Annotated in this window: 15 protein-coding genes; 14 read left to right on the top strand and 1 reads right to left on the bottom strand. The window is 35.6% G+C overall.

Annotated features, from left to right (window positions below):
* Positions 1–196: 196 nt before the first annotated feature.
* The 14 genes from IRZ83_RS14285 (at position 197) to IRZ83_RS14220 (ending at position 24,333) form a co-directional block, all read left to right on the top strand.
* A complete protein-coding gene (locus tag IRZ83_RS14285; protein ID WP_029272619.1) occupies positions 197–3,352 on the top strand; it encodes a SusC/RagA family TonB-linked outer membrane protein in 3,156 nt (1,051 codons plus the stop codon).
* 41 nt (positions 3,353–3,393) lie between these two features.
* Positions 3,394–5,493: a RagB/SusD family nutrient uptake outer membrane protein gene (locus tag IRZ83_RS14280; protein ID WP_194569757.1), complete on the top strand. Its 2,100-nt coding sequence runs from the start codon at positions 3,394–3,396 to the stop codon at positions 5,491–5,493.
* Between the two features lie 458 nt (positions 5,494–5,951).
* Entirely contained in the window at positions 5,952–9,089 is a 3,138-nt protein-coding gene (locus IRZ83_RS14275) for a SusC/RagA family TonB-linked outer membrane protein (protein WP_194569755.1), read from the top strand.
* A gap of 22 nt (positions 9,090–9,111) precedes the next feature.
* Entirely contained in the window at positions 9,112–11,058 is a 1,947-nt protein-coding gene (locus IRZ83_RS14270) for a RagB/SusD family nutrient uptake outer membrane protein (protein ID WP_194569753.1), read from the top strand.
* A gap of 305 nt (positions 11,059–11,363) precedes the next feature.
* Entirely contained in the window at positions 11,364–12,896 is a 1,533-nt protein-coding gene (locus IRZ83_RS14265) for a sialate O-acetylesterase (protein WP_194569751.1), read from the top strand.
* 40 nt (positions 12,897–12,936) lie between these two features.
* Positions 12,937–13,959 (top strand): family 43 glycosylhydrolase, encoded by a 1,023-nt coding sequence (locus tag IRZ83_RS14260; RefSeq protein ID WP_194569749.1) that lies wholly within the window; start codon positions 12,937–12,939, stop codon positions 13,957–13,959.
* A 2-nt stretch (positions 13,960–13,961) separates the two neighbouring features.
* Positions 13,962–14,291 (top strand): L-rhamnose mutarotase, encoded by a 330-nt coding sequence (rhaM, locus tag IRZ83_RS14255; protein WP_194569746.1) that lies wholly within the window; start codon positions 13,962–13,964, stop codon positions 14,289–14,291.
* Positions 14,292–14,347: 56 nt separating this feature from the next.
* Complete coding sequence (locus IRZ83_RS14250) at positions 14,348–15,634, top strand: DUF4861 domain-containing protein (RefSeq protein ID WP_194569744.1); 1,287 nt, start codon at positions 14,348–14,350, stop codon at positions 15,632–15,634.
* A 33-nt stretch (positions 15,635–15,667) separates the two neighbouring features.
* Positions 15,668–17,017 (top strand): glycoside hydrolase family 105 protein, encoded by a 1,350-nt coding sequence (locus IRZ83_RS14245; RefSeq protein ID WP_194569742.1) that lies wholly within the window; start codon positions 15,668–15,670, stop codon positions 17,015–17,017.
* 108 nt (positions 17,018–17,125) lie between these two features.
* On the top strand, positions 17,126–18,460 hold the full coding sequence (locus IRZ83_RS14240; RefSeq protein ID WP_194569740.1) for a hypothetical protein: 1,335 nt from the start codon (positions 17,126–17,128) through the stop codon (positions 18,458–18,460).
* Between the two features lie 55 nt (positions 18,461–18,515).
* Positions 18,516–19,946, top strand: a complete 1,431-nt coding sequence (locus tag IRZ83_RS14235; RefSeq protein WP_194569738.1) for a family 43 glycosylhydrolase — start codon at positions 18,516–18,518, stop codon at positions 19,944–19,946.
* Between the two features lie 20 nt (positions 19,947–19,966).
* The gene (locus tag IRZ83_RS14230; protein WP_194569736.1) at positions 19,967–21,295 is read left to right on the top strand and encodes a glycoside hydrolase family 28 protein; all 1,329 of its coding nucleotides are present in this window, start codon (positions 19,967–19,969) and stop codon (positions 21,293–21,295) included.
* A 176-nt stretch (positions 21,296–21,471) separates the two neighbouring features.
* Positions 21,472–23,913, top strand: coding sequence for a glycosyl hydrolase 115 family protein (locus tag IRZ83_RS14225; RefSeq protein ID WP_194569734.1), 2,442 nt, complete (start codon positions 21,472–21,474; stop codon positions 23,911–23,913).
* Positions 23,914–24,156: 243 nt separating this feature from the next.
* Positions 24,157–24,333 (top strand): histone H1, encoded by a 177-nt coding sequence (locus IRZ83_RS14220; protein ID WP_029272605.1) that lies wholly within the window; start codon positions 24,157–24,159, stop codon positions 24,331–24,333.
* 176 nt (positions 24,334–24,509) lie between these two features.
* Here the strand turns inward: IRZ83_RS14220 and IRZ83_RS14215 are convergent, their stop codons facing one another.
* Complete coding sequence (locus IRZ83_RS14215; RefSeq protein WP_194569732.1) at positions 24,510–26,018, bottom strand: rhamnogalacturonan acetylesterase; 1,509 nt, start codon at positions 26,016–26,018, stop codon at positions 24,510–24,512.
* Between the last annotated feature and the right edge of the window lie 164 nt (positions 26,019–26,182).

The following is a 26,182-nucleotide window of genomic DNA, read 5'->3' as shown; positions in this document are numbered from 1 at the left end:
AAAATTTTAGATATTATATTTGTAGTTTTTACATTTATTTAGCCTTGTAAATCAAGGAGTTGAGGCTTTTTATAGTTAATAAAAACATAAAAAAAAGCATAATAACCTGAAAGTTAACAGGATACTACAGGATGCCACGCACCCCTCTTCTAAATAAATTTGGATAAACTAATTAATTAACCAAATTTAACTTTTTATGAAAAACAAATTTAGTCTTTTGCTGATTTTGGCCATGTTTGCGCTTCTGCAGACAGCAGGTTATGCGCAGAACAAAGTGGTTAAAGGAACAATCACAGATGCGGCCGGACTGCCAATACCTGGAGCAAATGTACTTCTTAAGGGAACAAAGCAGGGAACAAGTACTGATTTTGATGGAAAATACTCTATCAGTGCAAGTACCGGACAAGTATTGGTTTTTTCATCTACTGGATCTAAATCAGTAGAAATAACAGTTGGTCAGTCTTCAGAAGTTAACGTAAAACTTGTAGATGACGTGTCTCAGCTTAATGAGGTTGTTGTTGTAGGTTACGGAACTCAAAAGAAATCTGATGTAACAGGAGCTTTGGTAAGTGTAACTGCAGAACAGTTAATGACAAGACCTGTTACGAATGCGCTTGAAGCATTGCAAGGTAAAGCAGCCGGAGTAGATGTTACAAGCAATGAGCGCCCTGGACAGCTTGGTACTGTTCGTATTCGTGGTACGCGTTCGCTTGCAGCAAGTAATGATCCTCTTTATGTGGTTGATGGTGTGCCTTTAATGTCTGCATCTGCTATTGAGACACTTAACCCGAGGGATATTGCTTCTATGGATATTCTTAAGGATGCTTCTGCAACTGCTATATATGGTTCTCGTGGTGCTAACGGTGTTATTATCGTTACAACTAAACAAGGAAAATCAGGACAGTTTTCATTAAATTATGCAGGAACACTTACGACGTCTGAAATTGTGGATAGATCTCCTTCTATGAATGCAGCAGATTTTATTCAGTTCAGACGTTGGGCAGCATACAATTTAAATCCAACAACTTACGCAAATCCTAATAGTCCAACCTTAGCAAATGACAGACTGATTTTTGACAGTGCATTAGACGGTCAGACTTCTAGAGATAATGTTTTAAAAGGATGGGTAAACGGAACGTATGATGCTTCTAGAGTAACGAATACAAATTGGACTGACCTTGTAACGCAAGGCGGATTAACAAAAGAACACGTTTTGAGTGCAAGCGGTGGATCTGATAAAGTAAATACTTATGGATCTATTGGATATTTAGATCAAGACGGTACTCAAAAAGGACAGTGGTACAAACGTTATACTGGAAAAATTACATCTAATATTACGCCGGTTAGCTGGTTTAAAATGAATGCTTCATTAAATGTTTCATGGAGTGAGCAGGATTTTGGTATGTCGACTTTAGGCGCAAGAAGCGGAACAGCTCCGAATGCAATTTATGGTGCCGCGAAATCTTTATATAATATTGCAGTGCCTTATGATGCAAATGGAAAGATGGTGATTAATCCAGGTGGAGAATCAGGAGTTTATACAATTATAGATGAATGGGAAAAAAGTACGCAACAGTCACAAACGATGCGTGTTTTAGGTAATTTCTCTGCAACTTTTGACTTCGGTAAATTAGCAGACGCGGTTGAAGGACTTAGTTATAAAATAAATTTTGGACCAGATTTTCGTCATTGGAGAGAAGGATCTTATATAGACGGGACTTCATCTCTTAAAATAAACTCAGATGGAAGTTCAGGTACTAATTATGCTCGTCTTCAAAATCGCCGTGATCTTTCATGGACATTGGATAATATAATTTCGTATGATCGTACTTTTGCAGCTAGACATAAAGTTGGTGCAACATTGCTTCAGACTGCATCTTCATGGAATATTGAAAACTCTTCAATGAATGCGAATAATATTCCAAAACCATCTTATTTATGGAATGCAATGGGATCTGTAGATGTTACAAATCCTGCAAACAGTGCTCGTATGAGTTCAGATATTACGGAACGTCAGTTGAGTTCTTACATGGTTCGTGTAAATTACGGTTTCGATAATCGTTATTTATTGACTATGTCAGGCCGTTGGGACGGAGCATCTCAATTATCAGAAGGAAACAAATGGGAATTTTTCCCTTCAGCAGCATTGGCTTGGCGTATCAAAAATGAAGAATTTTTGAAGAATGTAAACTGGCTTGAAAATTTAAAACTTCGTTTAGGTTTTGGTACAACAGGAAATTCTTCTGTAGATCCTTATGAAACAAAAGGAGATATTACTTCAATTTATCTTCCTTTCAACGGAATGAGCAACCAAATTGGTTATACTACAAATGAACCATATTATACTGCTACTCAATTAACAATGGCTAATCCAGCTCTTACTTGGGAAAAAACAACACAATATAACCTTGGTCTTGATTTTAGTTTCTTCAAAAATAGAGTAAGCGGTACTATTGATGTTTACAAATCATATACAAACGATTTATTATTAGAGGTAAAAATCCCTACACTTACAGGTTTCCCTTCTATTACTTCTAATATTGGTGAAACAAGCAATAAAGGTGTGGAGGTAACGCTTAACTTGATTCCTATTCAGACTGGTGGAGGTTTTACATGGGAAACTAATTTAAATGCAGCTTGGCAGAAAGATCAAATTGATGCATTGGCTAACGGTAAAAATGATATGGTTGACAATTCATGGTTTATTGGTAAATCTATTGCGGTTCGTTATGGTTATGATAATCAAGGAATTTGGCAAAATACGCCGGAAGATCTTGCTGAAATGGCAAAATGGAATGCAAACGGGAACGCATTTAGCCCAGGTAACGTGCGTCCTAAAGATCAAAATGGAGATTATAAAATGGATGCAGCCGATCGTGTAGTTTTAGGAAACAGCAATCCAAACTGGACTATGGGATGGAATAACAATTTTACTTATGGAGGTTTTGATTTAGGAATTAATTTATACGGACGTGCAGGTTATACAGCATCTTTAGGCGGAGAAGCATTAACTGCTCACGCTAACCAACGTGAAGTAGATTACTGGACTCCAGATAATACAGATGCTGAGTTTCAAAAACCAATTCTTGGACAAGCATCATCAGGTTCAGCTGATAAATTTGCAGGATTGCTAGGTTTTCAAAAAGCTTCATTTGTAAAAATTCGTAATATTTCTTTAGGTTATAATTTTGATAAAGATTATGTAAACAAAATTGGAATGGCGAATCTAAAACTTTATATACAAGCGGTAAACCCAGGAAGCATTTATCAATCTTTAAGCTGGTATGATTTTGATACAAATAATACCTATTTCAACCGCAGTTTCGTTATGGGTGTTGAAGTTGGATTCTAATAAGCTGTTGCGAACTAAAGTATAATAATAAAAGTAAAAAAATGAATAATATAAAAAATATCGGAATCGGTCTTTTGATAATGATAGGGGTATCTTTTGCCTCTTGTTCGAAAGATTTTCTAGACGAAGAATTGACGAATCAATATTCAACAGACTATTTTGAAACGTCTGAAGGTCTTCAGGCCTTGACGGTTTCTCTTTATGGTAATATTCGCTGGCATTTTGGTTTTGAGTGGTCGTATGCAAATACACTTTACGGAACTGATGAGTTTACGAATGCAAATGATCTTACCAATGAAATGTGGAATACGTATGATAACCGTTTTGGACCAGCAGGTGCAACAACGGCTACTGGAGCAGCAAACGGGAATGCTACAAACCCAGCAGCGCTTTGGGATGAAATGTATTACGGAATTGCATCTTGTAACACTATCATTGCAAATGCAGAAAAAATTACAGATCTAAAAATCCGTAATCGCTGTTTAGCTCATGCTTATTTTTTACGTGGCTATAATTATTACCGTCTTACAGCACAATATGGAGGAGTGGTTCTTCAAACTAAACCTGCTGTAGGAGTTGTTCGTAACTTTACTCGTTCTACAGACGAACAATGTTGGGAGCAGGTGGTTTCTGATTTAAGAAATTCATATAATCTTTTCGAAGGTGAAGTATTTACTTATGGAAAAGGAGTTACATGGACAAAAGCAACTGCTGCCCATTTCTTGGCAAAAGCGTTGTTATTCCGTTCTTCAGAGCGTAATGATTCATGGAATGGTAAATATAAAGATACAGACCTTAAAGAAGCAATTGATGCATGTTCATATGCAATTACGGCGCGTGGACCATTGACGGCTAACTATAGTGATCTTTATGCTAACTGGACAGGAATTGATTGTCCAAACGAGCAATTGAATGAAATATTAATGGCCGCTGGTCATAATGGAGATGCTGCAACTGTAGGCCGTTTTGGAAACCGTACTTATAACTATTTTGCTCCTCAATTTTCAAGTTTTTCTGGAGGATGGGTAAAACGCGGCGTATGGATTGGAAGTATGGATTTTCAACGCTGTCGTCCTACCGAATATTCGTATGCAGTTTACGATCACGTAAACGATGCTCGTATGTGGAAAACCTTCAGGACAGTTTACGGAGCTAATACTGTTGTAACTGCTAATGCAGGTGTAAAAATTGGAGATCCTGGAATTGTTATGATCTTGAATACTAAAAACGATAATACTTATAATACAGCTAAATTTGGTGCGAGTGTTCAGGCTCCTACTTGGACAGATGCTGCAGGACGTTTGCCAGAATGGAATACTGGGGCAAGACAAACTCCTACTGCTGGAACTTTGGCTGTTAAAAAAGGACAATTTGTGCCTAACTCTTCAGTGTTGTATCAAAACGGAAATTATGTTGCGCCTACATTTAAAAATCAGCCAATTTGTAATTTCTTCGCAGGTATCAATAAAACAGATGATGGTTCACGTACTGCTGAAAGAGGAGATGCGCACCGTGATGTAATTATGGCTCGTTTAGGAGAAACTTATCTTGTGCGTGCAGAATGTTATGCTCGTTTACAGCAATACGGAAATGCAATGCAAGACATAAATACAGTTAGAGCAAGAGCACAATGGAAAGCTGGAGAAAACAGATCTTACTATAATGACGGATCTCAGGCATTTAAAACAAATGCTCTAAATACAGGAACTGCTGCAACAAACTTTACGGCTTCAAATTTAGATATGAATACGTATTATTTATCTAATCCAACAGTACCGGTTACAACTGCTGCATCTGACTTAAGATTAACATCATTCCCTAATAATCTGCCAAGTGAAGATGAGGCAATTATTGCTAAGGTTGGAGCTTCGAGTGATTATGAGCGTGCATTAAACTTTATTTTAGATGAATATACTCGTGAATTGCTAGGAGAATGGCAACGTTGGGAAACGCTTTCGCGTACAGGACAGTTGATCAAAAGAGCAAAAGCATTTAATGCTGAAGCAGCTCCAGGTATTACTGCAAATAAACATGAGCTTCGTCCAATTCCGCAATCGTTTATTGACGGATTGTTGAACGACGATGGTTCAAATCTTTCTGCTTCACAAAAAGCAGAATGGCAGAATCCAGGTTATAAGTAAAATTTTTTAATTTTTGTTTTTTTGAAAACCGTCTCATTTTTGAGACGGTTTTTTTTATGCTTTTATCTAAAAATGTAAACGATTTTCAGAGAGTAATCACGGTAATTAGTATTAGTTTTTGAATACTTTTTGTTGATAAATTTTTAATAATGCTGAATCAGTAGTATTTTTAGTAATATTTTTTGTATTCAATAAAAAATTTTGAACAAAATTATGGTATATGGAAAAAAAATACAGATTTATTTTAGTATCAATATTTTTGACTCTAAATCTAATTTTCTCTTGAAAATCAAGGCTTTGAAGGTTTTTATGGTTAAAAAAAACTTAATTATTTTTTGTAAAACACTGTAAGTTAGATTCGTACTAGATAATTTTACAGGATACTACAGGACAGTACGGAATGAACTTCTAAATAAATTTGAGATAACTAACTAATTAATTAACCAAATTTAACTTTTATGAAAAACAAATTTAGTGCTCTGCTTGTGATAGCGCTGATGACATTATTGCATGCATCAGGCTATGCGCAGAACAAAGTAGTTAAAGGGACCATTAGAGATGCTTCTGGATTACCGGTTCCGGGCGTCAACGTACTCATCAAAGGAAGTCAGACTGGTGTCAGCACTGATTTGGATGGAACTTATTCCATAAGTGCTGCTACAGGAAGTACACTTACCTTCAGTTTTATTGGCTTTCAAAAACAAGAAGTTACAGTCGGAAATGCAACTGTTTACAACATTGTACTTAAAGAAGACGATAATTCTCTTGATGAAGTTGTAGTAGTCGGATATGGAGTAAAAAAGAAAAAGGATCTTACCGGATCTATTGTCAGCGTTGGTGCTGAAGAAATTGCTTCAAGACCGGTTGTAAATGCAGTTCAAGCCATGCAGGGTAAAGCTGCAGGTGTAGATGTTTCTTCAACAGAGCGTCCAGGAACTGTGGGAAGTATCACCATTCGTGGAGCCCGCTCTATTTCGGCTTCGAATGCACCGCTTTATGTGGTTGATGGTATTCCGCTAAATTCGAGATTGGTTACTGATGCCTCTACAGGAAAAATTAGTGTAGATCCAAACTCAGGCGGGATAGATTTCTTGAATCCAACAGATATTGAATCAATAGACGTATTAAAAGATGCATCTGCAACTGCTATTTACGGATCTCGCGGTGCAAATGGGGTTATTATCGTAACAACAAAAAAAGGTAAAAACGGAAAATTTACTTTAAACTACGATACTTCTGTTGTCTTAGAAACTATTCATGAAAACGCTCCGATGATGAACGCAGCAGAATATATCGAATTTCGTCGTTGGGGAAGATATTACTCAAATCCAACTGCTTTCCCAAAAGGAGATACTCCAAATATAGATAATGACAAATTAATTTTCTTGGCTTCCGCCGATCCATCAGCATGGGCAAATATCGAAAAAGGATGGAGAGATGCCAGCGGAAACTTAACAACAACTTGGGATGGTTCTAAAGTAGCAACTACAGACTGGACTAAATTTGTAACCCGTACTGGAATCACACAACAGCATACAGTTAGCGTAAGTGGTGGTACAGAGAAAATGAAAGGTTACGGATCTTTTGGATATTTAAATAATACAGGAACATTATTTGGTCAAAGCTACCTGCGTTACAGTGGTACGGCAAATGTTGATGTTACGCCAACAAAATGGTTTTCTATGGGTGTAAGCCTTAATACAAGTTATGGGGTAAATGAATACGGACAATCAAACGTAGGAAGAACTGCCGTTACAAGTTCTGGCGGGATCTATGCAACTGCCCGCACGAATCTTCCATATGCAGTTCCTTACGACAGCAATGGAAACAGAATTGATAATCCAGGAGGAGATTCTACAATCAGAACTCCTGTTGATGAATACAAATTATCACAAGATCAGCGTGTAACATTGCGTGCTTTTGGTAGTTTGTACGCACAATTCGATTTAGGTGGTCTTTCATCTTCGCTTGACGGTTTAAAATACCGAATTAATTTTGGTCCGGACCTTACTTCTTATCGTGATGGGGTTTATTTAGATGGAAAATCAGCCATTCGTTCAGGAACAAGTTTCGCTTCTTTAACAAATGAAAAATCAATTTCATATACTTTAGATAACTTGATTTTTTACAACAAAACATTCGGTAATCATAGTTTTGGCGGAACATTATTAATGAGCCAGACAGAATATCATAATGAGAACAGTTCACTGTCTGCCAATGATATCAAAAATCCTGAAAACAAATGGAATGCTTTAAATCCTGCCAATGTAACACTTGCGGGATATTCTTCAGGATTGACAGACACTGGCTTATTATCTTATATGGGAAGGGTAAATTATAGTTATGCTGATAAATATCTGCTTACTGCATCAGGACGTTTTGATGGAGCTTCTCAATTAGCAGCAGAAAACAGATGGGCATTTTTTCCTAGTGCATCTGTAGCTTGGGTACTGAATAAAGAAAAATTCTTAGAAGATGTAACTTGGATCAACCAGTTAAAAATGAGAGTAGGTTACGGTGTTACCGGAAATGCAGCAGTACCAGCTTATGCAACACAGCCGCCGCTGATCGGAATTGTATATCCAAACGGATCTGGTGTGATAGACAATACTTCATTAGGAAACATAGAACTAGGCTGGGAGCAGACTGCACAGTTTAACTATGGTATTGATTTTTCTATGTTCAACAATAGAATATCTGGCGCTTTAGATTATTACACAAGCAAAACTACTGATTTGTTATTAAAAAGCAGTGTTCCAACCGTTATTGGTGTTAGAGATACTTACCAAAATGTTGGAGAAACGGAAGGAAGCGGAGTTGAGCTTACCTTAAACACAGTAAACATAACTGGAAAAGATTTTGAATGGACTTCGAACTTTAGCGGATCGTACCAACAGAGTAAAATTGTAGCCCTTCAAAATGGAAAATTCGACGACATCAACAACAATTTATTTATTGGAGATTCTCAAAATGTAATTTATGGTTTTGAGTCAAACGGAATCTGGAAACCTGAAGATGCAGTTGAAATGGCAAAATTCAATGCCGCTGCCGGATCTAATATTTTCTCTTTTGGTAATGCAAGACCTGTAGATCAAAATGGTGATTATAAAATTGATGCCAACAACGACCGTGTAATTATTGGAAGCAAAGATCCAAAATATATCGTTGGATTAACAAATACTTTCATTTACAAAAATGTCGAATTGTCATTTTTTGTTTACGGACGTATGGGCTATTTATATGATACTTTAGGAGAAAATGAAGGAGCAAAAGGAAGTCAGAGATCGATAAATTATTACACTGATAATAATATCAATGCAGAATATCAAAAACCAATTTATTCAGCAGGTACTGGAGATCCTTATTATCCTACTTTAGGATATCGCAATGGTTCGTTCTTAAAAATACGAAACATCTCCTTAGGATACCATTTCGATAAGGAATTAGTACAGAAATTGGGACTTTCTAAATTGAGATTATACTGCCAGGCAAGTAATCCAGGTATGATTTTCACCAAGCTTAAATGGACTGATTTGGATACGCAGACGACAGCTTCTAACAGAGGTATGACTTTAGGGTTAAATGTAGAATTCTAAATTAAACTTAAAAAAAATCATTATGAAAAATTATAAAAACCGATATATAAATTTGATGCTGATTGCTGCGCTTGTTTTAGGAAGCAGTTCATGCAACAAAGATTTTCTTGACGAAGAACTGACCACAGCTTACAGTAAAGATTATTATAAAACAGAAGCAGGAATTCAGGCTTTGGCAAATGGTACTTACTATCAAGTATTTGCTGCAGAATTCTCAAGCGAAGTACCGCTTACAGCAACCGAATCTGGAACAGATGAATTTCATGCAGGAGGAGATCCTTCAAACTGGATTTGGAATTCTTATTCTTCAGGTTTTAAAGCTTTTGTGACAGTTTCGAATGCAAATACAGTTGCAGCAAACACCAACTGGGACAATTTGTACATCGGAATTGGAAATGCAAATCAATTGATTGAGTCTGCCACAGATATTGTTTCGACAAATGATGCAATCAAAAAAACAGCTTTAGGCGAAGGTTATTTTTTAAGAGCTTTTAATTATCTAAAATTAGTTAGCCAATATGGAGCCGTTCCGTTAAAAACAAAAACAAGTTCTACAGTTGAATTAGAATTTACAAGAGCAGAACCGCAAAAAGTGCTTGAACAAATAATTGCTGATTTTACACAAGCCTACACTTTGTTGACGAACGCCGGCGCTCCAGCTAAAATTACAAAAGATGCTGCTGCTCACTATTTGGCCAAAGCTTATTTAGCACGTGCTAGTGAAATTAACGACAGCTGGAACTCAGCTACAAAAGCAGCCGATTTACAGCAAGTTGTAACTTTATCTGATGAGGTAATTTCACATCATCCTTTGGCATCAAATTTTGGTGAGCTATGGAATTATACTGTAGCCGATGGCGTAAACGAAAAACTTCCAGAAATAATCTTATCTGCTCAGTTCAATGCCAGTACATTAACTACTGGAGGAAATCAGCAGCACCTGTATTTTCTTTCTACTTACGATCAATTGCCTCAAATGAGAAGAAACCTTGCCGGAGGAAGACCATTCAGCCGTTTGGCACCAACTTACTTTATTTATGATGTTTTTGATCATGTAAATGATTCTCGTTTTTGGAAAAGTTTTCAAACTAAAAGCATTATCAATAATAAATCAGGAAATTATTATGTAAATGGAGATTTAGGTATTATGTACATTGTCAACAGTGCTTCTGATACGCGTTTTGCTAAAACCAAAAATGCAGACGCTATTGTTTATGCAAAAACAGGAAAAACAATTCCGAGTGTATATGTAGCTTATGCAGCAGATAAAATTGGCTTAATGGCCGACGTAAGATTTCCTTCATTAAGCAAACATTTAGATGGAAATAGAATAGATGTCAGCAACACAAAAGGATCTCGTGATATTATATTGGCACGTTCAGCAGAAACGTATTTGATGGCAGCTGAAGCAAAAATACGTCTCGCAAAATTAGGATCTGCAACATTTGCCGATGCACTGACTTATATCAACACAGTTCGTACTCGTGCAGCTTATAAAACCGGAGAAAACCGCTCTGCTTATACGGATGGCTTAGCAGCTTGGACAGTTTCAGGTCAGGCTGGAATTCCTATTTCTTTTATTCCAGAAAACTCGTATTACGAATCAAATAATATTCCCGTTTTGACTACAGCAACAAGTTTAGCCATCTCTAGTATTGGAGCTTTGCCAGCTGAAGATTTAGCTGTAATTGCAAAACTAGGATATGGTACTGATTATGACAGAATGCTTTGTTTGGTATTAAATGAAAAATCTAGAGAACTTGTTGGTGAATTCCATCGATGGGAAGATTTAAGCCGAACTAAAACTTTGGTCGCCAGAGCAAAAGCTTATAATATTGAAGCAGCTCCAAACATTCAGGATTTTCATAATCTGCGTCCAATTCCGCAGACTTTCTTAGATGGTGTTTACGCAAGCGGAAAACCATTAACGCCAGAAGAAAAAGCAGCAATGCAGAATCCAGGTTACTAAATTTTGCCCCCAACTATATTGTTTAAAGCCGTCTCAATTTTGAGACGGTTTTTTTATGAAATTTAGCAGGGTACAACAGGATAGTTATGAGTTATTTAATAACTAGATTTGAGTATCATTTTAAGAATATTGGTTTTTCGTTTAATGGTAATGGTAAAATTAAGTGGTTTTGATTTTACAAAAGGCAGTAACTTGGTTACTGCCTTTTTTTGTTCATAATTCTGCAAATAAACAGGGAAGCACAGGATACCGATATCGATTTAGTACTATATCTTTAAAGTTTTAGTATTAAAATTAAATTCCGAATGATATATTTAAAAAAACTTCTTCTATTATTCATTATTTTAGGATTAAAAATAACTGCCATTGCTCAGGTAAAACTGCCTGCTTTGGTGGGGGATAATATGGTTTTACAGCAAAATTCAAAAGTTAATTTATGGGGATGGGCTTCTCCAAACGAAAAAATAAAAATTCAATTGGGCTGGCAAAATAATCCTGTAGAAATCACGGCAAATCCTGACGGAACTTGGAAAACAGCTGTAAATACTCCACAAGGAAGTGAAAAGCCTTTTGACGTTTCAATAGAAGCTTCAAATAAAATCATTCTAAAAAATATTTTGATAGGCGAAGTCTGGATCTGTTCCGGGCAGTCAAATATGTATTTTCCTGTTGGGAAGGAAGACGGAACTTGGAAAACAGGGGTTAAAAATTACGAACAAGAAATTCAAAATGCCAATTTTCCATCCATCAGATTGTTTACGGTTTTAACCAAAGCTTCTCAGAAACCTCTAGACGACGTAACCGGAAGCTGGAAGCAATGTTCTCCATCTTCAATAAAAACATTCTCTGCCGTTGCATATTTTTTTGGAAGAGATTTATACCAAAATTTAAAAGTTCCCATTGGCTTAATTTCGTCTTCTTGGGGCGGAACAAAAGCAGAAGCTTGGACATCTCAAACCGTTTTAGAGGAGAATCCAGATTTCCTTCCGATTTTGGAACAGGATGCAAAAAACGAAAAATTATTTCAGGAGAAATTAGAAATTTATTATGCTGATTTGCAAAAAGAACGAATTGCAAACAACAATGATATTTCGAAATCACAACTGAAAAGACCTAAGAAAGAAGAGAATAAAACTTCATACGTTCTCTATAATGCGATGCTTCATCCGCTAATCAATTATACGATGAAAGGCGTAATTTGGTATCAAGGAGAAAGCAATGCAGAAAGCGCCTTTTTGTACAGAACTTTATTTCCAGCAATGATTAAAAACTGGAGAAGCGACTGGAATCAAGGTGATTTTCCATTTTATTTTGTTCAGATTGCGCCACACAAAGGACAAAATCCAGATATTCGAGAAGCGCAGTTAATGGCTTCTAAAAGTGTTTCAAATACTGGAATGGCCGTTACTACAGATGTTGGAAATGCAACAAATATTCATCCAATCGACAAACAAACTGTTGGGTATCGTTTGGCTTTAATTGCAAGATCGAAAACGTACAATGAAAGTAATTTGGCTTATTCTGGACCGCTTTACAATCATATGAAAATAAAAAAAGGTAAAATTCAATTGTTTTTTGATGATGTAGAAAATGGTTTCAAAAAAAGTAATGAAGATTTAAAAGAATTTGAAATTTCCGGAAACGATCAAATTTTTTATCCTGCTCAAGCAAAAATTGATGGCAAGACTATTGTAGTTTCTTCATCAAAAGTAAAAAATCCAGCTGCAGTTCGTTTTGCATGGAAAGCAGTACCGGAACCGAATTTATTCAACGCCGAAAATTTGCCTGCATCGCCTTTTAGAACAGATGATTGGCCAACAGAAAATCAAAAGAAATAAGCTGCTGTATCTGCCACTGCGAGAACATAAATAAAATCCAATGTCAAAAATAAATCTAAAATATTTCTTTACAAATCTCGCAGCAGTATTGTTCTGCCTGACCATTTCAGCGCAGAATAAAATCAAAAAAGAAAATATTCATATTGCAAACAAACCTTTATATCGAGATCCTATTTTTGACGGAGCTGCAGATCCTACGATTATTTGGAATAAAAAAGAAAAAAAATGGTTCATGTTTTATACCAATCGCCGAGCAAAAGATTCAACTGCAAAAGGAATTACTTGGGTACACGGAACCAAAATTGGTATTGCAACATCGCCAGACGGAGCAAAATGGACATATAAAGACACTTGCAATATTGATTATAAAATAAAAGATGCAACGCATTGGGCGCCAGATGTTATTGAGTATAAAGGTCAATATCATATGTATTTAACGATTGTACCTGGAATTTTTAATGATTGGTATCATCCGCGATCGATTATTCATTTAACTAGCAAAAATTTGATGGACTGGAAATTTGAATCAGCATTAAAATTAGCTTCAGAAAGATGTATTGACGCATCTGTTTTTAGATTGCCAAACGGAACTTGGAGAATGTTTTATAACAACGAAAATGATGGAAAATCAATTTATTATGCTGACAGCAAAGATTTGTATAATTGGATTGACAGCGGAAAAAAGATTGTAAAAGATAGAGGAGAAGGCCCGAAAGTATTTACATGGAAAGGCAAAAACTGGATGATTTCTGATTCATGGCGAGGCTTAAATGTTTATTCTTCTGAAGATTTCCTGAATTGGAATCGACAAGAAAAAAACATTCTTCAAACTCCGGGAAATGGAGAAGATGATAAAGTAATTGGCGGGCACCCCGATGTTATAATAAATGATGGAAAAGCCTATATTTTTTACTTCACTCATCCTGGGAGAATTCCTGAAAATAAAGGTTTAGACAATTACGAAACAAAAAGAAGTTCTATACAGGTTGCCGAACTGGAATATTTAAATGGAGAAATTGTCTGCAAGAGAGATAAACAAGTTGAAATTAATTTAAAACATTAAAAATGGCAAATAATAATACGATTCGAAATGCTTTCAAAATGAAGTTAAAACCGGGTTTTGAAGCAGAATATAAAAAACGACACGATGAAATTTGGCCGGAACTTGAAAGTTTGCTTTCAGAAACAGGTATTCAGGATTACAGTATTTTTTTAGATGAAGAAACATTGATACTTTTTGCTGTTCAAAAAATCAGCGCAGATTTTGATGAAAGTTTTTTGCCAAATCATCCAATCGTAAAAAAATGGTGGGCTTATATGGGAGATATCATGGACACAAATCCAGATAATTCACCAATTTCAATTCCGTTAAAAGAAGTTTTTCACTTAGATTAAATGATTAAATTGTTTCAACTTGAACAATGAAAACATTAAACAAAAAAAAGCATAAAATGAGAACAAAAATCTATCTGTCAATTGCCCTTTCAGCCACATTTTTGATGAGCTGCAAAGCACAGCAAAAAGTATCTGGAACTAAAATTACATTAAAAAACACCGCTGCTTTAGCAGTACCTCAAAAGGCAATTACAATAAAAAGAAGTCAGCTTTCGGTAAAAGATGCAACGAATGTTTATCCAATTTTAATCAATAAAAATGATACTATTCCGGCTCAATTAAATGATTTGGATGGAGATGGAAAATGGGATGAGCTTTTTCTTGTAACTGATTTTGCTCCAAAAGAAAAGAAAACGGTACAATTGAAATGGTCTTCGGTAAATCCGAAATTCCCAATAAAGACTAGTGTTCGTTTCGGAAAAAGAGAAGCAAAGGATTTACCTGTTCAGCCCGCAACCGAAGAAGTTTTATTAGCCAATCAAGTGCACAAAAAATTAGGTTTTCAAAAATACCAAACCGATGGCCCAACTTGGGAAAATGATAAAGTAGGTTTCAGACATTATTTGGATGGAAGAAATTCTAAAGATGTTTTCGGAAAAAAACTGCCTGGAATTACGCCAGAAGATGTCGGAATAAACAGCAAAGGCGCCGTTGAAGATAATTATCATGTAATGTACGATTGGGGAAGAGATATTTTTCCTGTTGGAAATTCTGCTGGTTTGGGTGGCTACGCTTTATTGATTGAAGACAAAATCAACAGACTTGGAATCTTGACGAATGATACTTTAAATAATGTCGAAAAAACAACTTTTAAAATTGTCAGCGAAGGTCCTGTAAATTCTGTTTTAAGTTATAAATACGAAAACTGGAAAGCTTCAGGAAATCAATATCAAGTTCAGGAAACTACCTCAATCTGGCCCGGAATGTACGGTTATGAAAATACGGTTTCAATAAACGGACTTAAAGGAAAAGAAACTTTTTTAGTGGCAATCTCAAACCTGAACAATAAAAATCCGTTGAAAATTGTTGATGCCGGAGATTGGGTTTGCTTAATCCAGCATGATTATTTAACCTATGACCGTACTTGGATTTTAGGAACGGCAATTCTGGTTCCAAAAAAACTGTATAAAGGCTATATCGAAGCACCTAAAACCGGTCAGTTAACAGATTCATATTTGGCAAAATTGACGATCGAAAACAATAAAAAAATCAGCTACTATGCCATTGCCGGCTGGGAGTTGAGTGCTGATAAAAACTTTAAAGATTCGACTTATTTCAGCAATTATGTAACCACTTTGGCAAAACAGCTTTCTGCCAAAATAGAGGTTGAAATAAGTAAATAAAAACATTTTCACTTTAACTAACACACTAACCAAATGAACTATAAATTAACCACTGTAACATTGTTCGCTTTTGGAGCATTTTCTATTGCAAATGCTCAAAAAACAGATGCTACTGCACCATTGCATTTGATGCAGCCGGATTATCCAACACCATATGTTATTCCGCAAAAAGAAAATATAAAAGCTGTACTGGACCGAGTTTATAATTTTTTAGACAAAAACTCCGCTTCAAAAATTGTAGATGCAAATACCAAAGCTGAAATTACAGATTATAAAAAGGCCAATCAGGATATTGTTTTTGAACCTGGTGCTTTTAGATTAACAAGCTACGAATGGGGCGTTACGTATGCTGGAATGCTGTTGGCATCTAAAGCCACAGGCGAAAAATATTTTGCAGATTATTCAAACAAAAGAATACAGTTAATTGCTGATATCGCTGCAAATTATAACGAAAAAAATATCAAAGACAAAGACATGCTAAAAACGCTTCATCCCGAAGCATTAGATTTTGCAGGTGCTCTTTGTGCAGCATTTATTAAAGCCAAAAAAGAAGGTTTAAAAGCCGATATTGATCCTTTGGTGAACAATTATATCGACTTCATCAGCAATAAACAATTTAGATTAAAAGACGGAACATTAGCACGAAACAGACCGCAGGACAATACTCTTTGGCTGGATGATATGTTTATGAGTGTTCCCGCCCTTGCACAAATGGGAAATTATACGGGCAATGCAAAATATTACGACGACGCTGTAAAACAGGTAAATCAGTTTTCTGAAAGAATGTTTAACACTCAAAAAGGAATTTACATGCACGGCTGGGTCGAATCTATGCAGGTTCATCCTCAGTTTCATTGGGCTAGAGCCAATGGCTGGGCAGTAATGACAATGGTAGAATTGTTAGAAGTTTTGCCTAAAAATCATCCTGGATATCCTCAGGTTTTGGCGCAATTGCAAAAACACATTGCGGGATTGGTACAATATCAAGACGGAACAGGTTTTTGGCATCAATTATTAGACAGGAATGATTCTTATCTAGAAACTTCGGCAACCGCTATTTATGCTTATTCTATTGCCAGAGCAATTAATAGAGGCTATGTTGATAAAATGACGTACGCTCCAGCGGTTTTATTGGCGTGGAATGCTGTGGCTTCAAAAGTTAACGATAAAGGTCAGGTAGAAGGAACCTGCGTTGGAACCGGAATGGGTTTTGATCCTGCATTTTATTACTATCGTCCTGTGAGTGTTTTCGCAGCACACGGTTACGGCCCCGTTTTATTGGCTGGATCCGAAGTGATTATGTTGCTAAAAGATAGTGAATTTGTAATAAATGACAGTTCAATACAATTGAAAATTCCAGGTAAAAACAATCTGCTGAAATAAGTTATGAATTATGAATTATTAAAAAGAAGTAGTAATAATCGGCTTTAACCAATAATATTTAAAAAAACTTAGCGTCTTTGTGCCTTTGCGGCAAAAAAAACACAATCTATGAAATCCACTATAAATATACTTTTCCTATTATTTAGCTTAACAGTTTTTTGCCAAATAGGAAAACGATTTCCATCAGAAAAAAAGATAATCAAAGATCCGGTTACAGGTATCGATTTAATCTTTTTAACCACCAAATCGGCTGGAGATTCTAAAACCTATCCTACGCATCCTCAATGGTCTTCAGATGGAGAATGGCTCATCTTTAGAACTAAAAGAGCAAATGGCGAAGCAATGGCTGTTAACGAAAAATCAGGTATCATGGTTCAAGTTACAGAAGGCGGTTATACCGGAACTTTATGTATGGCGCAAAAATCGATGAAGTTGTATTTTATGAGAAAAGCCGACGGCGATAAAATGCAGATTATTGAGGTTAATCTAGAAGCTGTTTTTACTGACAGTCAAGCTGGAAAAATGAAACCTGTTTCGGCTTACGAGCGCGTTTGCGGTACAACGAATCCAGAAATGGGCGCTTCTGGCGATATGGCTTTAGATGCAGATGAAGAACGCGTTTATTTTAGAATTGGAAAAGAAGAGGCAGCACGACATTTAGATCCGAATATTAAAATAGAAAAAAGTTTTGGACCAAGAAATATGGGCGCTGGTCCGGGCGGGATTAGCAGTATGAATATAAAAACAGGAGAACTGAAACATGTAGTTTCTGTTCCCTTTCAGGTCGGACACATTCAGTCAAATATTTGGAATCCGGGAGAACTTGTTTTTTGCTGGGAAACTGGAGGAAAATCACCTCAAAGAACTTGGACAGTAATGGCAGATGGATCTGGTCTAAGACCTTTATATCCAGAATCTGATTTTGAATGGGTTACGCATGAAGTATTTATTTCTAAGGACGAGGTTGCCATGGCAATTATGGGACATCGAAAAATTGATATTCAAAAAGAAGCTCCAGCTGAAGTAACAGACAGCAAAGAAGTTCAAAATCCGCAGAATCCAGGTCAGGAAAGCAATTGGGGAAATTCTGGAACACGCGAAAAACCAACAGGTTTAGCAATTGTAAATTTAAGAACCAGAGAAATGATTATTGCCGGACAAACCAAAAGCGGAAGTGGTTTATGGCACGTACACGGCTCTTCTGACGGAAGATGGGCGGTTGGAGACGATTTCTCAAGAAGCTTATATTTAATCGATAGAAAAACAAACGAAATGATGATGCTGACCACTGGACATAAAGAAACTGCTGCAGATCACGTTCATCCTACGTTTAACAGAGACGGAACAAAAATAGAAATTCAATCGGCAATGCTTTCTGAGGATAATAGGACACTGAATATTTGTATTGTAAATGTTCCAAAAGACTGGCTGAAGCGTAAATAAGGACGAAAATTAACTTCTGAAAAGCTAAAATAATTAGCAAAAAGTAATTAGTAAAATGTTTAAAAATAGTTATTTCATTTTGAGGTATTTCACCATTTGTATTGTTTTTGGAAGCAATACAGCGGTTTCTTTTGCGCAAGACACAGCCAAAATGGATGCCATTTATTCTGGAGTTCCTTGGTTTGACCAAAACGGAAATATTGTAAGCGCACACGGCGCAAATATTATAAAAGAATTAGATACTTTTTATCTTTTTGGTGAATCACATACGGACACCAGCAACGCATTTGCTGGATTCAACTGTTATTCTTCTAAAGATCTCTATAATTGGAAATTTGAAAGTGTTGCACTTCCTGCACAAGAATCTGGGAAACTGGGTCCAAATCGAGTGGGAGAAAGAGTAAAAGTTATGAAATGCCCTAAAACGGGAGAATTCATTATGTACATGCACGCTGATAGTTTAACGTATAAAGATCAGTTTGTGGGTTATGCAGTTTCAAAAGAAATAAAAGGTCCTTATGTATTTAAAGGTCCGCTTTTGTTTCAGGGAAAACCAATTAAAAAATGGGACATGGGAACTTTTCAAGATGATGATGGTTCTGGATATGTCTTAGTTCACGGCGGTGAAATTTATAAATTAAGTGATGATTTTACATCGGTTACAGAGAAAGTAAACGAAAATATAACGTCTGGATTTGAGTCGCCAACGCTGTTTCGAAAAGATGATATTTATTATTTTATAGGATCACATTTGACAAGCTGGGAAAAAAATGACAATTATTATTATACTTCAATTTCTCTAAAAGGGCCGTGGATTTCGCAAGGATTAGTTGCTCCAGAAAATACGTTAACATGGAATTCTCAATCCACATTTGTATTGCCCATACAAGGTTTAAAAGAAACAACTTATATGTTTATGGGTGATCGGTGGTCTTTTCCTAAGCAAGCCTCGTCAGCAACTTATGTTTGGCAGCCACTTTCAATTGCAGGAACTTCTGTATCAATGCCAAAATTTCAAGAAGCTTGGAGAATAAATACTTCAACAGGAGTTGTAACTATTGTGGAGAATAAAGATATAATTATCAAAAACACTAATGAAGAAATTCAATATTTAGGGAAGTGGATTCATACTGATAATGGAAATATGCTTTTAGAAAGCAAATCTGATGACAAAAACGCTTCATTTTCAATAAAATTTAAAGGACAGCAAATTGGTTTAACAAGTTTTGTTGGTCCTGAAAATGGTTATGCAAAAGTGGTTTTAACAGATAAAAAAGGAAATACAATGTATACAGCAATTATTGATATGTACAGTAAGTCTTCAGATTTAGTACAAGTATTTAAATCTCCTATTTTGAAAAAAAACAATTATGAATTAATCGTTTCGGTTACAGGAGAAAGGCCAAACTGGTCTGATAAAAAGAAGGCCAATTACGGAAGTACAGGAAATACTATTTCGCTGCATCAGATTACAATTAAAAAATAAATATCAAAAAAAAGCAGACAATGAAAAGATTAATAACACTAGTCATTTGTATTTTGGGGATTTCTCAATTTACATTTTCTCAAAAATATCAAAACGACAGCTTTCCAGACGGAACAGCAATTTCAGCTTGGTTTAAAGATTATACCAAACTTCAATTGAAGGATTTAGGAAAAAAATACACTATTACAGATTTTGGTATTAGCAAAGACAGTACAAAAGTGCAGACAGTTGCCATTCAAAAAGTGATTGATAAAGCGTCTGCAAATGGCGGAGGCGTTATTGTAATTCCGAAAGGTGTTTTCTTGAGCGGTGCTTTGTTTTTTAAACCAAAAACGTCTTTATATGTTAGTGAAGGCGGAGTTTTGAAAGGCTCTGATAATATTGCTGATTTTCCAATTATGCCATCAAGAATGGAAGGACAAAATCTGGACTATTTTCCAGCTTTGGTAAACGCTTACGGAGTTGATAATTTTTCGATTTCAGGGAAAGGAACTATCAATGGAAATGGAAAAAAATATTGGGATGCTTTTTGGGCACGCCGAAAAGAGAATCCGAAATGTACCAATCTAGAAGTTTCAAGACCAAGATTGGTTTTTGTGTGGAATTCAAACAACGTACAATTTCAGGATGTAAAATTGATTAATTCAGGTTTTTGGACAAATCATTTCTACAAATGCAATAATGTAAAAATAGTAGATACTTATATTTTCTCTCCGCACAAAAAGGGAGATGCTCCAAGTACGGATGCCATAGATCTTGACATTTGTACCAATGTACTTATAAAAGGGAGTTATATGTCTGTTAATGATGATGCTGTAGCATTAAAAGGCGGAAAGGGCCCGTATGCAGATCAAGATAAAAATAATGGGCCAAATACCAATATTATCATTGAGGATTGTAAATTTGGATATTGCCATTCAGCATTGACAAACGGAAGCGAGGCGATTCATAACCGAAACATAATTATGCGTAATTGCGAGGTTGACGGACCTTCAATTTTATTGCATCTTAAAATGAGGCCTGATACACCACAGCTTTACGAGTTTATTAGGCTTGAAGACATTAAAGGACAAACTAAAAATGGTTTGGCTATTTTAGGATGGAAACAGTTTTTTGATTTAAAAGGCCGTCCTGATATTCCACTTTCTTATGGCAATAATGTTACTCTGAAGAATATTGAACTTAAATGCGAAATGTTTTATAAAGTAGAAAACGATCCAAATGTGCGTTTATCAAACTTCACTTTCGAGAATTTAAAAATAGAATCAGTAAAAACAGATATCGATAAAAGCCTGATTAACGGAGTAACTTTTAAAAATGTTTATGTTAACAAAGTGCTTGTGGATTAAAATTAAGAGGTTCAGAAGTGCAAAGGCTTTCTGTAGAGGCGCACAGGAGCGCGTCTAACACAAAGTAACCATAAACTTTGTCATTGCCTATAGTCGCAAAACTGGAGAAAATAACAGCGTAAACCTGCTAGGTCAGTAAAATCTGTGCGCTATTACAATTCAAACATTATCATAAAATGAATAAAATACTCTTATATATTTTTGCTTTAGTAACTTTAAACTCCTACAGCCAGAATAAAAGTTTCGTTAACTTTTCCGTTGCCGACTCAAATAAAACAACGTCTATTTATATTGACAAAAATACGGATCCATTAATTGTTTGGGCAGTAAATGAATTGGCAGATGATGTTAAAGAAATAACCGGAAAACGTCCAGAAATTATTCAGACAAATTCAATTTCTAAAAGTGGCATTTATATAGGACAAGCTTCTTCAAGTCTTTTAAAATCAAAAATAAATCAAAAAGAATTCTCAAATCAATGGGAAAAATTTTCGATCAAAAAAGAAAAAGAAAACCTACTAGTTACAGGAAGTGATGTTAGAGGAACTGTTTATGCTGTTTTTGAGATTGCAGAACAGCTAGGAATTTCTCCTTGGAAATGGTGGGCAGATGTTCGTTCGATAAAAAAAGAAAATCTTTCGTTGCAATTGCCTCAAAACGGAATAATTTCTTCACCCTCAGTTCAATATCGAGGTATTTTTTTAAATGATGAAGATTGGGCATTACAGCCTTGGGCCGCCAAAACATTTGAACCGGAAACAGGAGATATTGGACCAAAAACGTATGAAAAGATATTTCAGTTATTATTGCGATTAAAAGCAAATACGATTTGGCCAGCAATGCATCCGTCAACAAAAGGCTTTTTTACCCTTCCGGGGAATAAGGAAATGGCGCAAAAATACCATATTGTCATCGGATCTTCGCACGCAGAACCAATGCTCCGCAATAATGTTGACGAGTGGAAACCTAAAATTAATGGAGACTATAATTATTTTACCAATAAAACTCAAGTTGATAAATATTGGCAAGATCGTTTAGATGAATTAAAAAACGCGCAAAACGAAACCATTATGACTTTAGGTATGCGTGGCGTTCACGACAGCAAAATGGAAGGTGCCAAAGATTTAGCAGCATCGATTGAAATGGTCGAGAAAATTATTGTGAATCAGCGTGAAATGCTTTCAAAAACCTTCAAAAAATCATTGTCAGCTATTCCGCAAGCTTTTGTTCCGTATAAAGAAGTTTTAGAATTGTATGATAACGGGCTAAAAGTTCCAGACGATATAACCTTGGTTTGGCCTGATGATAATTACGGTTATATTCGACGTTTGAGCAATGAAAACGAACAAAAGAGAGCAGGAGGGAGCGGGGTCTATTATCATATCAGTTATTGGGGAAGACCTCACGATTATCTTTGGCTGAGCACCATGCAGCCGGGATTAATTTGGTATGAAATGAATAAAGCTTATGAAAATGGCGCAAAGAAAATGTGGATTGTAAATGTGGGCGATATAAAGCCAGCAGAATATGATATAGAACTTTTTCTAGATATGGCTTGGAACATCAACAGCATAAAATCAGATGGACTTCATCAATATTTAAAAAATTGGGCTTCGAGAGAATTTACGGAAAAAGTAAGTGCAGATTTGAGTTTAGTTTTTGAAGAATATTACCGTTTGGCTTTTCTAAGAAAGCCTGAATATGTGGGCTGGAGCCAAACTGAACCAACAACTCCTGTAAAGCTTTCTGATTTTTCGACAGCAGAAATTTGGAGCAGAATCAAAGCCTACGATCAACTTATGGAAAAAGTAGACAGCCTATCTGCTTTGATTCCATCAGAGCGAAAGGACGCTTGGTTTCAACTAGTAGTTTATCCCATAAAAGGAGCTGCTTATATGAATCATAAATTTTTATATTGGAATTTAGCTGCAACGACTTCAGATGCAAATCAAAAACAAAAATTCGAGGTTTTAAGTGCGAAAGCCTATCAGGAAATAAAAGAACTCACTGATTTCTACAATACAAAATTAAGCAACGGAAAATGGAACAATATGATGTCAATGCATCCGAGAAATTTGCCTGTTTTTGATTCGCTTAAAAAGAATATATTTTCAAAAGAAGACAAGAAAATATCAGGAAACAGAATTGCCATTCAAGCCAATCAATTTATTTCCCAAAAAGGATTTAAAAACTTTCAGTGGCAAACAATTAATGGTTTAGGATACAGCAATAATGCAGTTACTTTATTTCCGCTGAAACAGCAGTATTTTAAAACTGAAAAACCTTTTTTGACTTATGAATTTATAATTGAAAATGCTGGAGAATATGAAATTGAAGTTCGATTACTGCCAACCCATGCTAATAATTTTGATCACGAAATCGGAATACAAGTAGATAAAAACACGACTCAGTTTTTTAAAACCAATACAAAAGACCGCGACAACACCTGGAAAGAAAATGTGTTGAGAAACAGCACAATTGTAAAACTACCAGCCACTAAAATAGAAAAAGGAAAGCATACGATTAAAATAGAAGTCAATCAAACCGGAATTGTTCTGGATCAGCTTGCATTGTATTTTGCCTCTGAAGGAAGTTCTTATGAAATACCATTTAATTGATTTATGTGTTATTATTTATGCGCTGTAAATTGTCTTAATAATGTAATAATCGACTAAAAGTGAGTTGTATGTAAAATATTTTTTCTTTTTATAATTTTGTAATGATCTGATTGTGAAGTATCAATGACCTTTGTAAAATTAATATTAACGCAATAGTCTAAAATAGGTATAATTTTAACACTAAACGTGCGTTATCTTTCCAGCAAACATTTATTTTTGCGCCTTAATTTAACAAGTATAAGCATGAAAGATCTATTAGTAAAAATCAACGCCGAAATTGACGCATTTAAAGCAGAAGCTGAATCTTTAACTGAAAAAGGTATTAAAGCTGCTGGACCAAGAGCTCGTAAAGCTACTTTGGAAATTGAAAAACTTTTAAAAGAATTCAGAAAAGTTTCTATCGAAGAATCAAAAAAATAATACTTTGTATTCAAAAGATAAAACCTCGTTTAAGTAATTAAACGAGGTTTTTTTTTAATTGTTAATTATGAATTGTTAATTATGAATTGTTAATTATGAATTGTTAATTATGAATTGTGAAATTACTTAGAAACATCTCAAACTGCATTTTACAATTCACCATTAACAACTAACAATTATTTAGGTATTTCAATATAATCTTTCAAATTGCAATCTTTTAATTTTTTAAGGCTCTCTGCAACAGTTAGTGCATTTAGAGTTGCACCTTCTAAACCCGTATGTGTATGATCTTTTGGGAAAAAGGATTTTACTTTTTCTTTACCCAAAACTTCATATTTTAAGGCAACAATTTCATTTAAATCAATATAATATGCACCTTCTTTATCGGCTGCAATTTTCGACCAGTTTCCGTAAGTATCCGTTCGGCGTTCTACTTTATCGTTTGGCCATTCATTTCTTGGTGTCTGGCTTAAAACAATAGGAATAGCACCTTTTTCTTTCGCTTCACGAATAAATTTTGCCATATACCACCCAAAAGTATTTACAATTTCTTTTGAGCCGTCAGGGCGTATTACTTCTTGAGTTTCGTCGCCATTACCTTTTAAGGATCCTCTTAATTTTTCTTTGTCGACTGCTCCGGCATCATTATGTCCAAATTGAATTATAATAAAATTTCCAGGTTCAAGCTGTTTTTTTACTTCGTCCCAAAGCCCTTCATTAACAAACGTTCTAGTGCTTCTGCCGCCGCGAGCTTTATTGATGACTTCAATTCGTGTCGTATCGCAATATTTAGGAAAAGCAACTCCCCAGCCAACAGCATCTGCATTGCCGTCGTTGCTGGCCATTGTAGAATCGCCAATTAAAAATACTTTTTTCTTAGCTGGAAGTACGATTTTTGGATTTCCTAAAATATAATTTTTTAAAGAATTTTTGCTCTCTTTTAATTCATTGATTATTACTGAAGCCGAAAGTACAGCGCCTTTTGCAGAAGTATGTGTGTGATCTTTTTTGTAAAAATAAGTTCCCGTTACTTTTTGCTCGCCGAATTTCTCCATTTCAAGCGCCATTTTTTCATTTAAATTAATGAAAGTAACGTTTTCCTTTTTAGCTATTTGTTTGGCCCATAAACCGTACGATTTGTTATTTCTTGGTACTTTTCCGTCTTTCCAGTCGTTTCTAGGAATCGGTGAGCAAATAATCGGAATTGCTCCTTTGGATTTTGCCTCTTGCACCACTTTCTGAATATACCAGCCGTAACTGTGAACGGTTTCGTGTTTTTTGGTAAGCAAATTGTCTATTTCCTGCATTTCTTTTCCAATGCCTTTAATTGTGCCGCGAGCACGAATTGTATCATTAATGGGTCCGTCATCATTATGTCCAAATTGAATCAGTACATAATCTCCTTTTTTGAGTTTGTTCAGGACTTCAATCCACAAACCTTTATCTTGAAATGTTCGGCTGCTGGTACCGCCCAAAGCGTGATTCTCAATGTTAACTTTTGTAGTGTCTAAAAATTGCCCAATATAATCTCCCCAGCCCCAAAGCCCGCCAGCTCCGTCGCCTTTTCCGTTTTTTACGGTCGAATCGCCAACCATATAAACAGTAGGTTTGTCGTCTTGTTTAGATGTAAAATTGAAAAATAATAGTGCCAAAATAGAGGCGAAAAGTATTTTAAATGTTTTCATATTGTGTGTTGTAAAATGTAATAGGTAAGATGTAAAACGAGCCTTCGACTTCGCTCAGCCTGACATAGGTATTATTATGAAAATGATTGTCATCCTGAGCGAAGTCGAAGCCCTTTTTATCTAATTTGTCATTTCGACGAAGGAGAAATCACACTAGAAACTCC

This window comes from Flavobacterium sp. JLP, from assembly GCF_015350755.1.
In the GTDB taxonomy this organism is placed as follows: domain Bacteria; phylum Bacteroidota; class Bacteroidia; order Flavobacteriales; family Flavobacteriaceae; genus Flavobacterium.
This window is presented reverse-complemented; position numbering and strand designations above follow the sequence as displayed.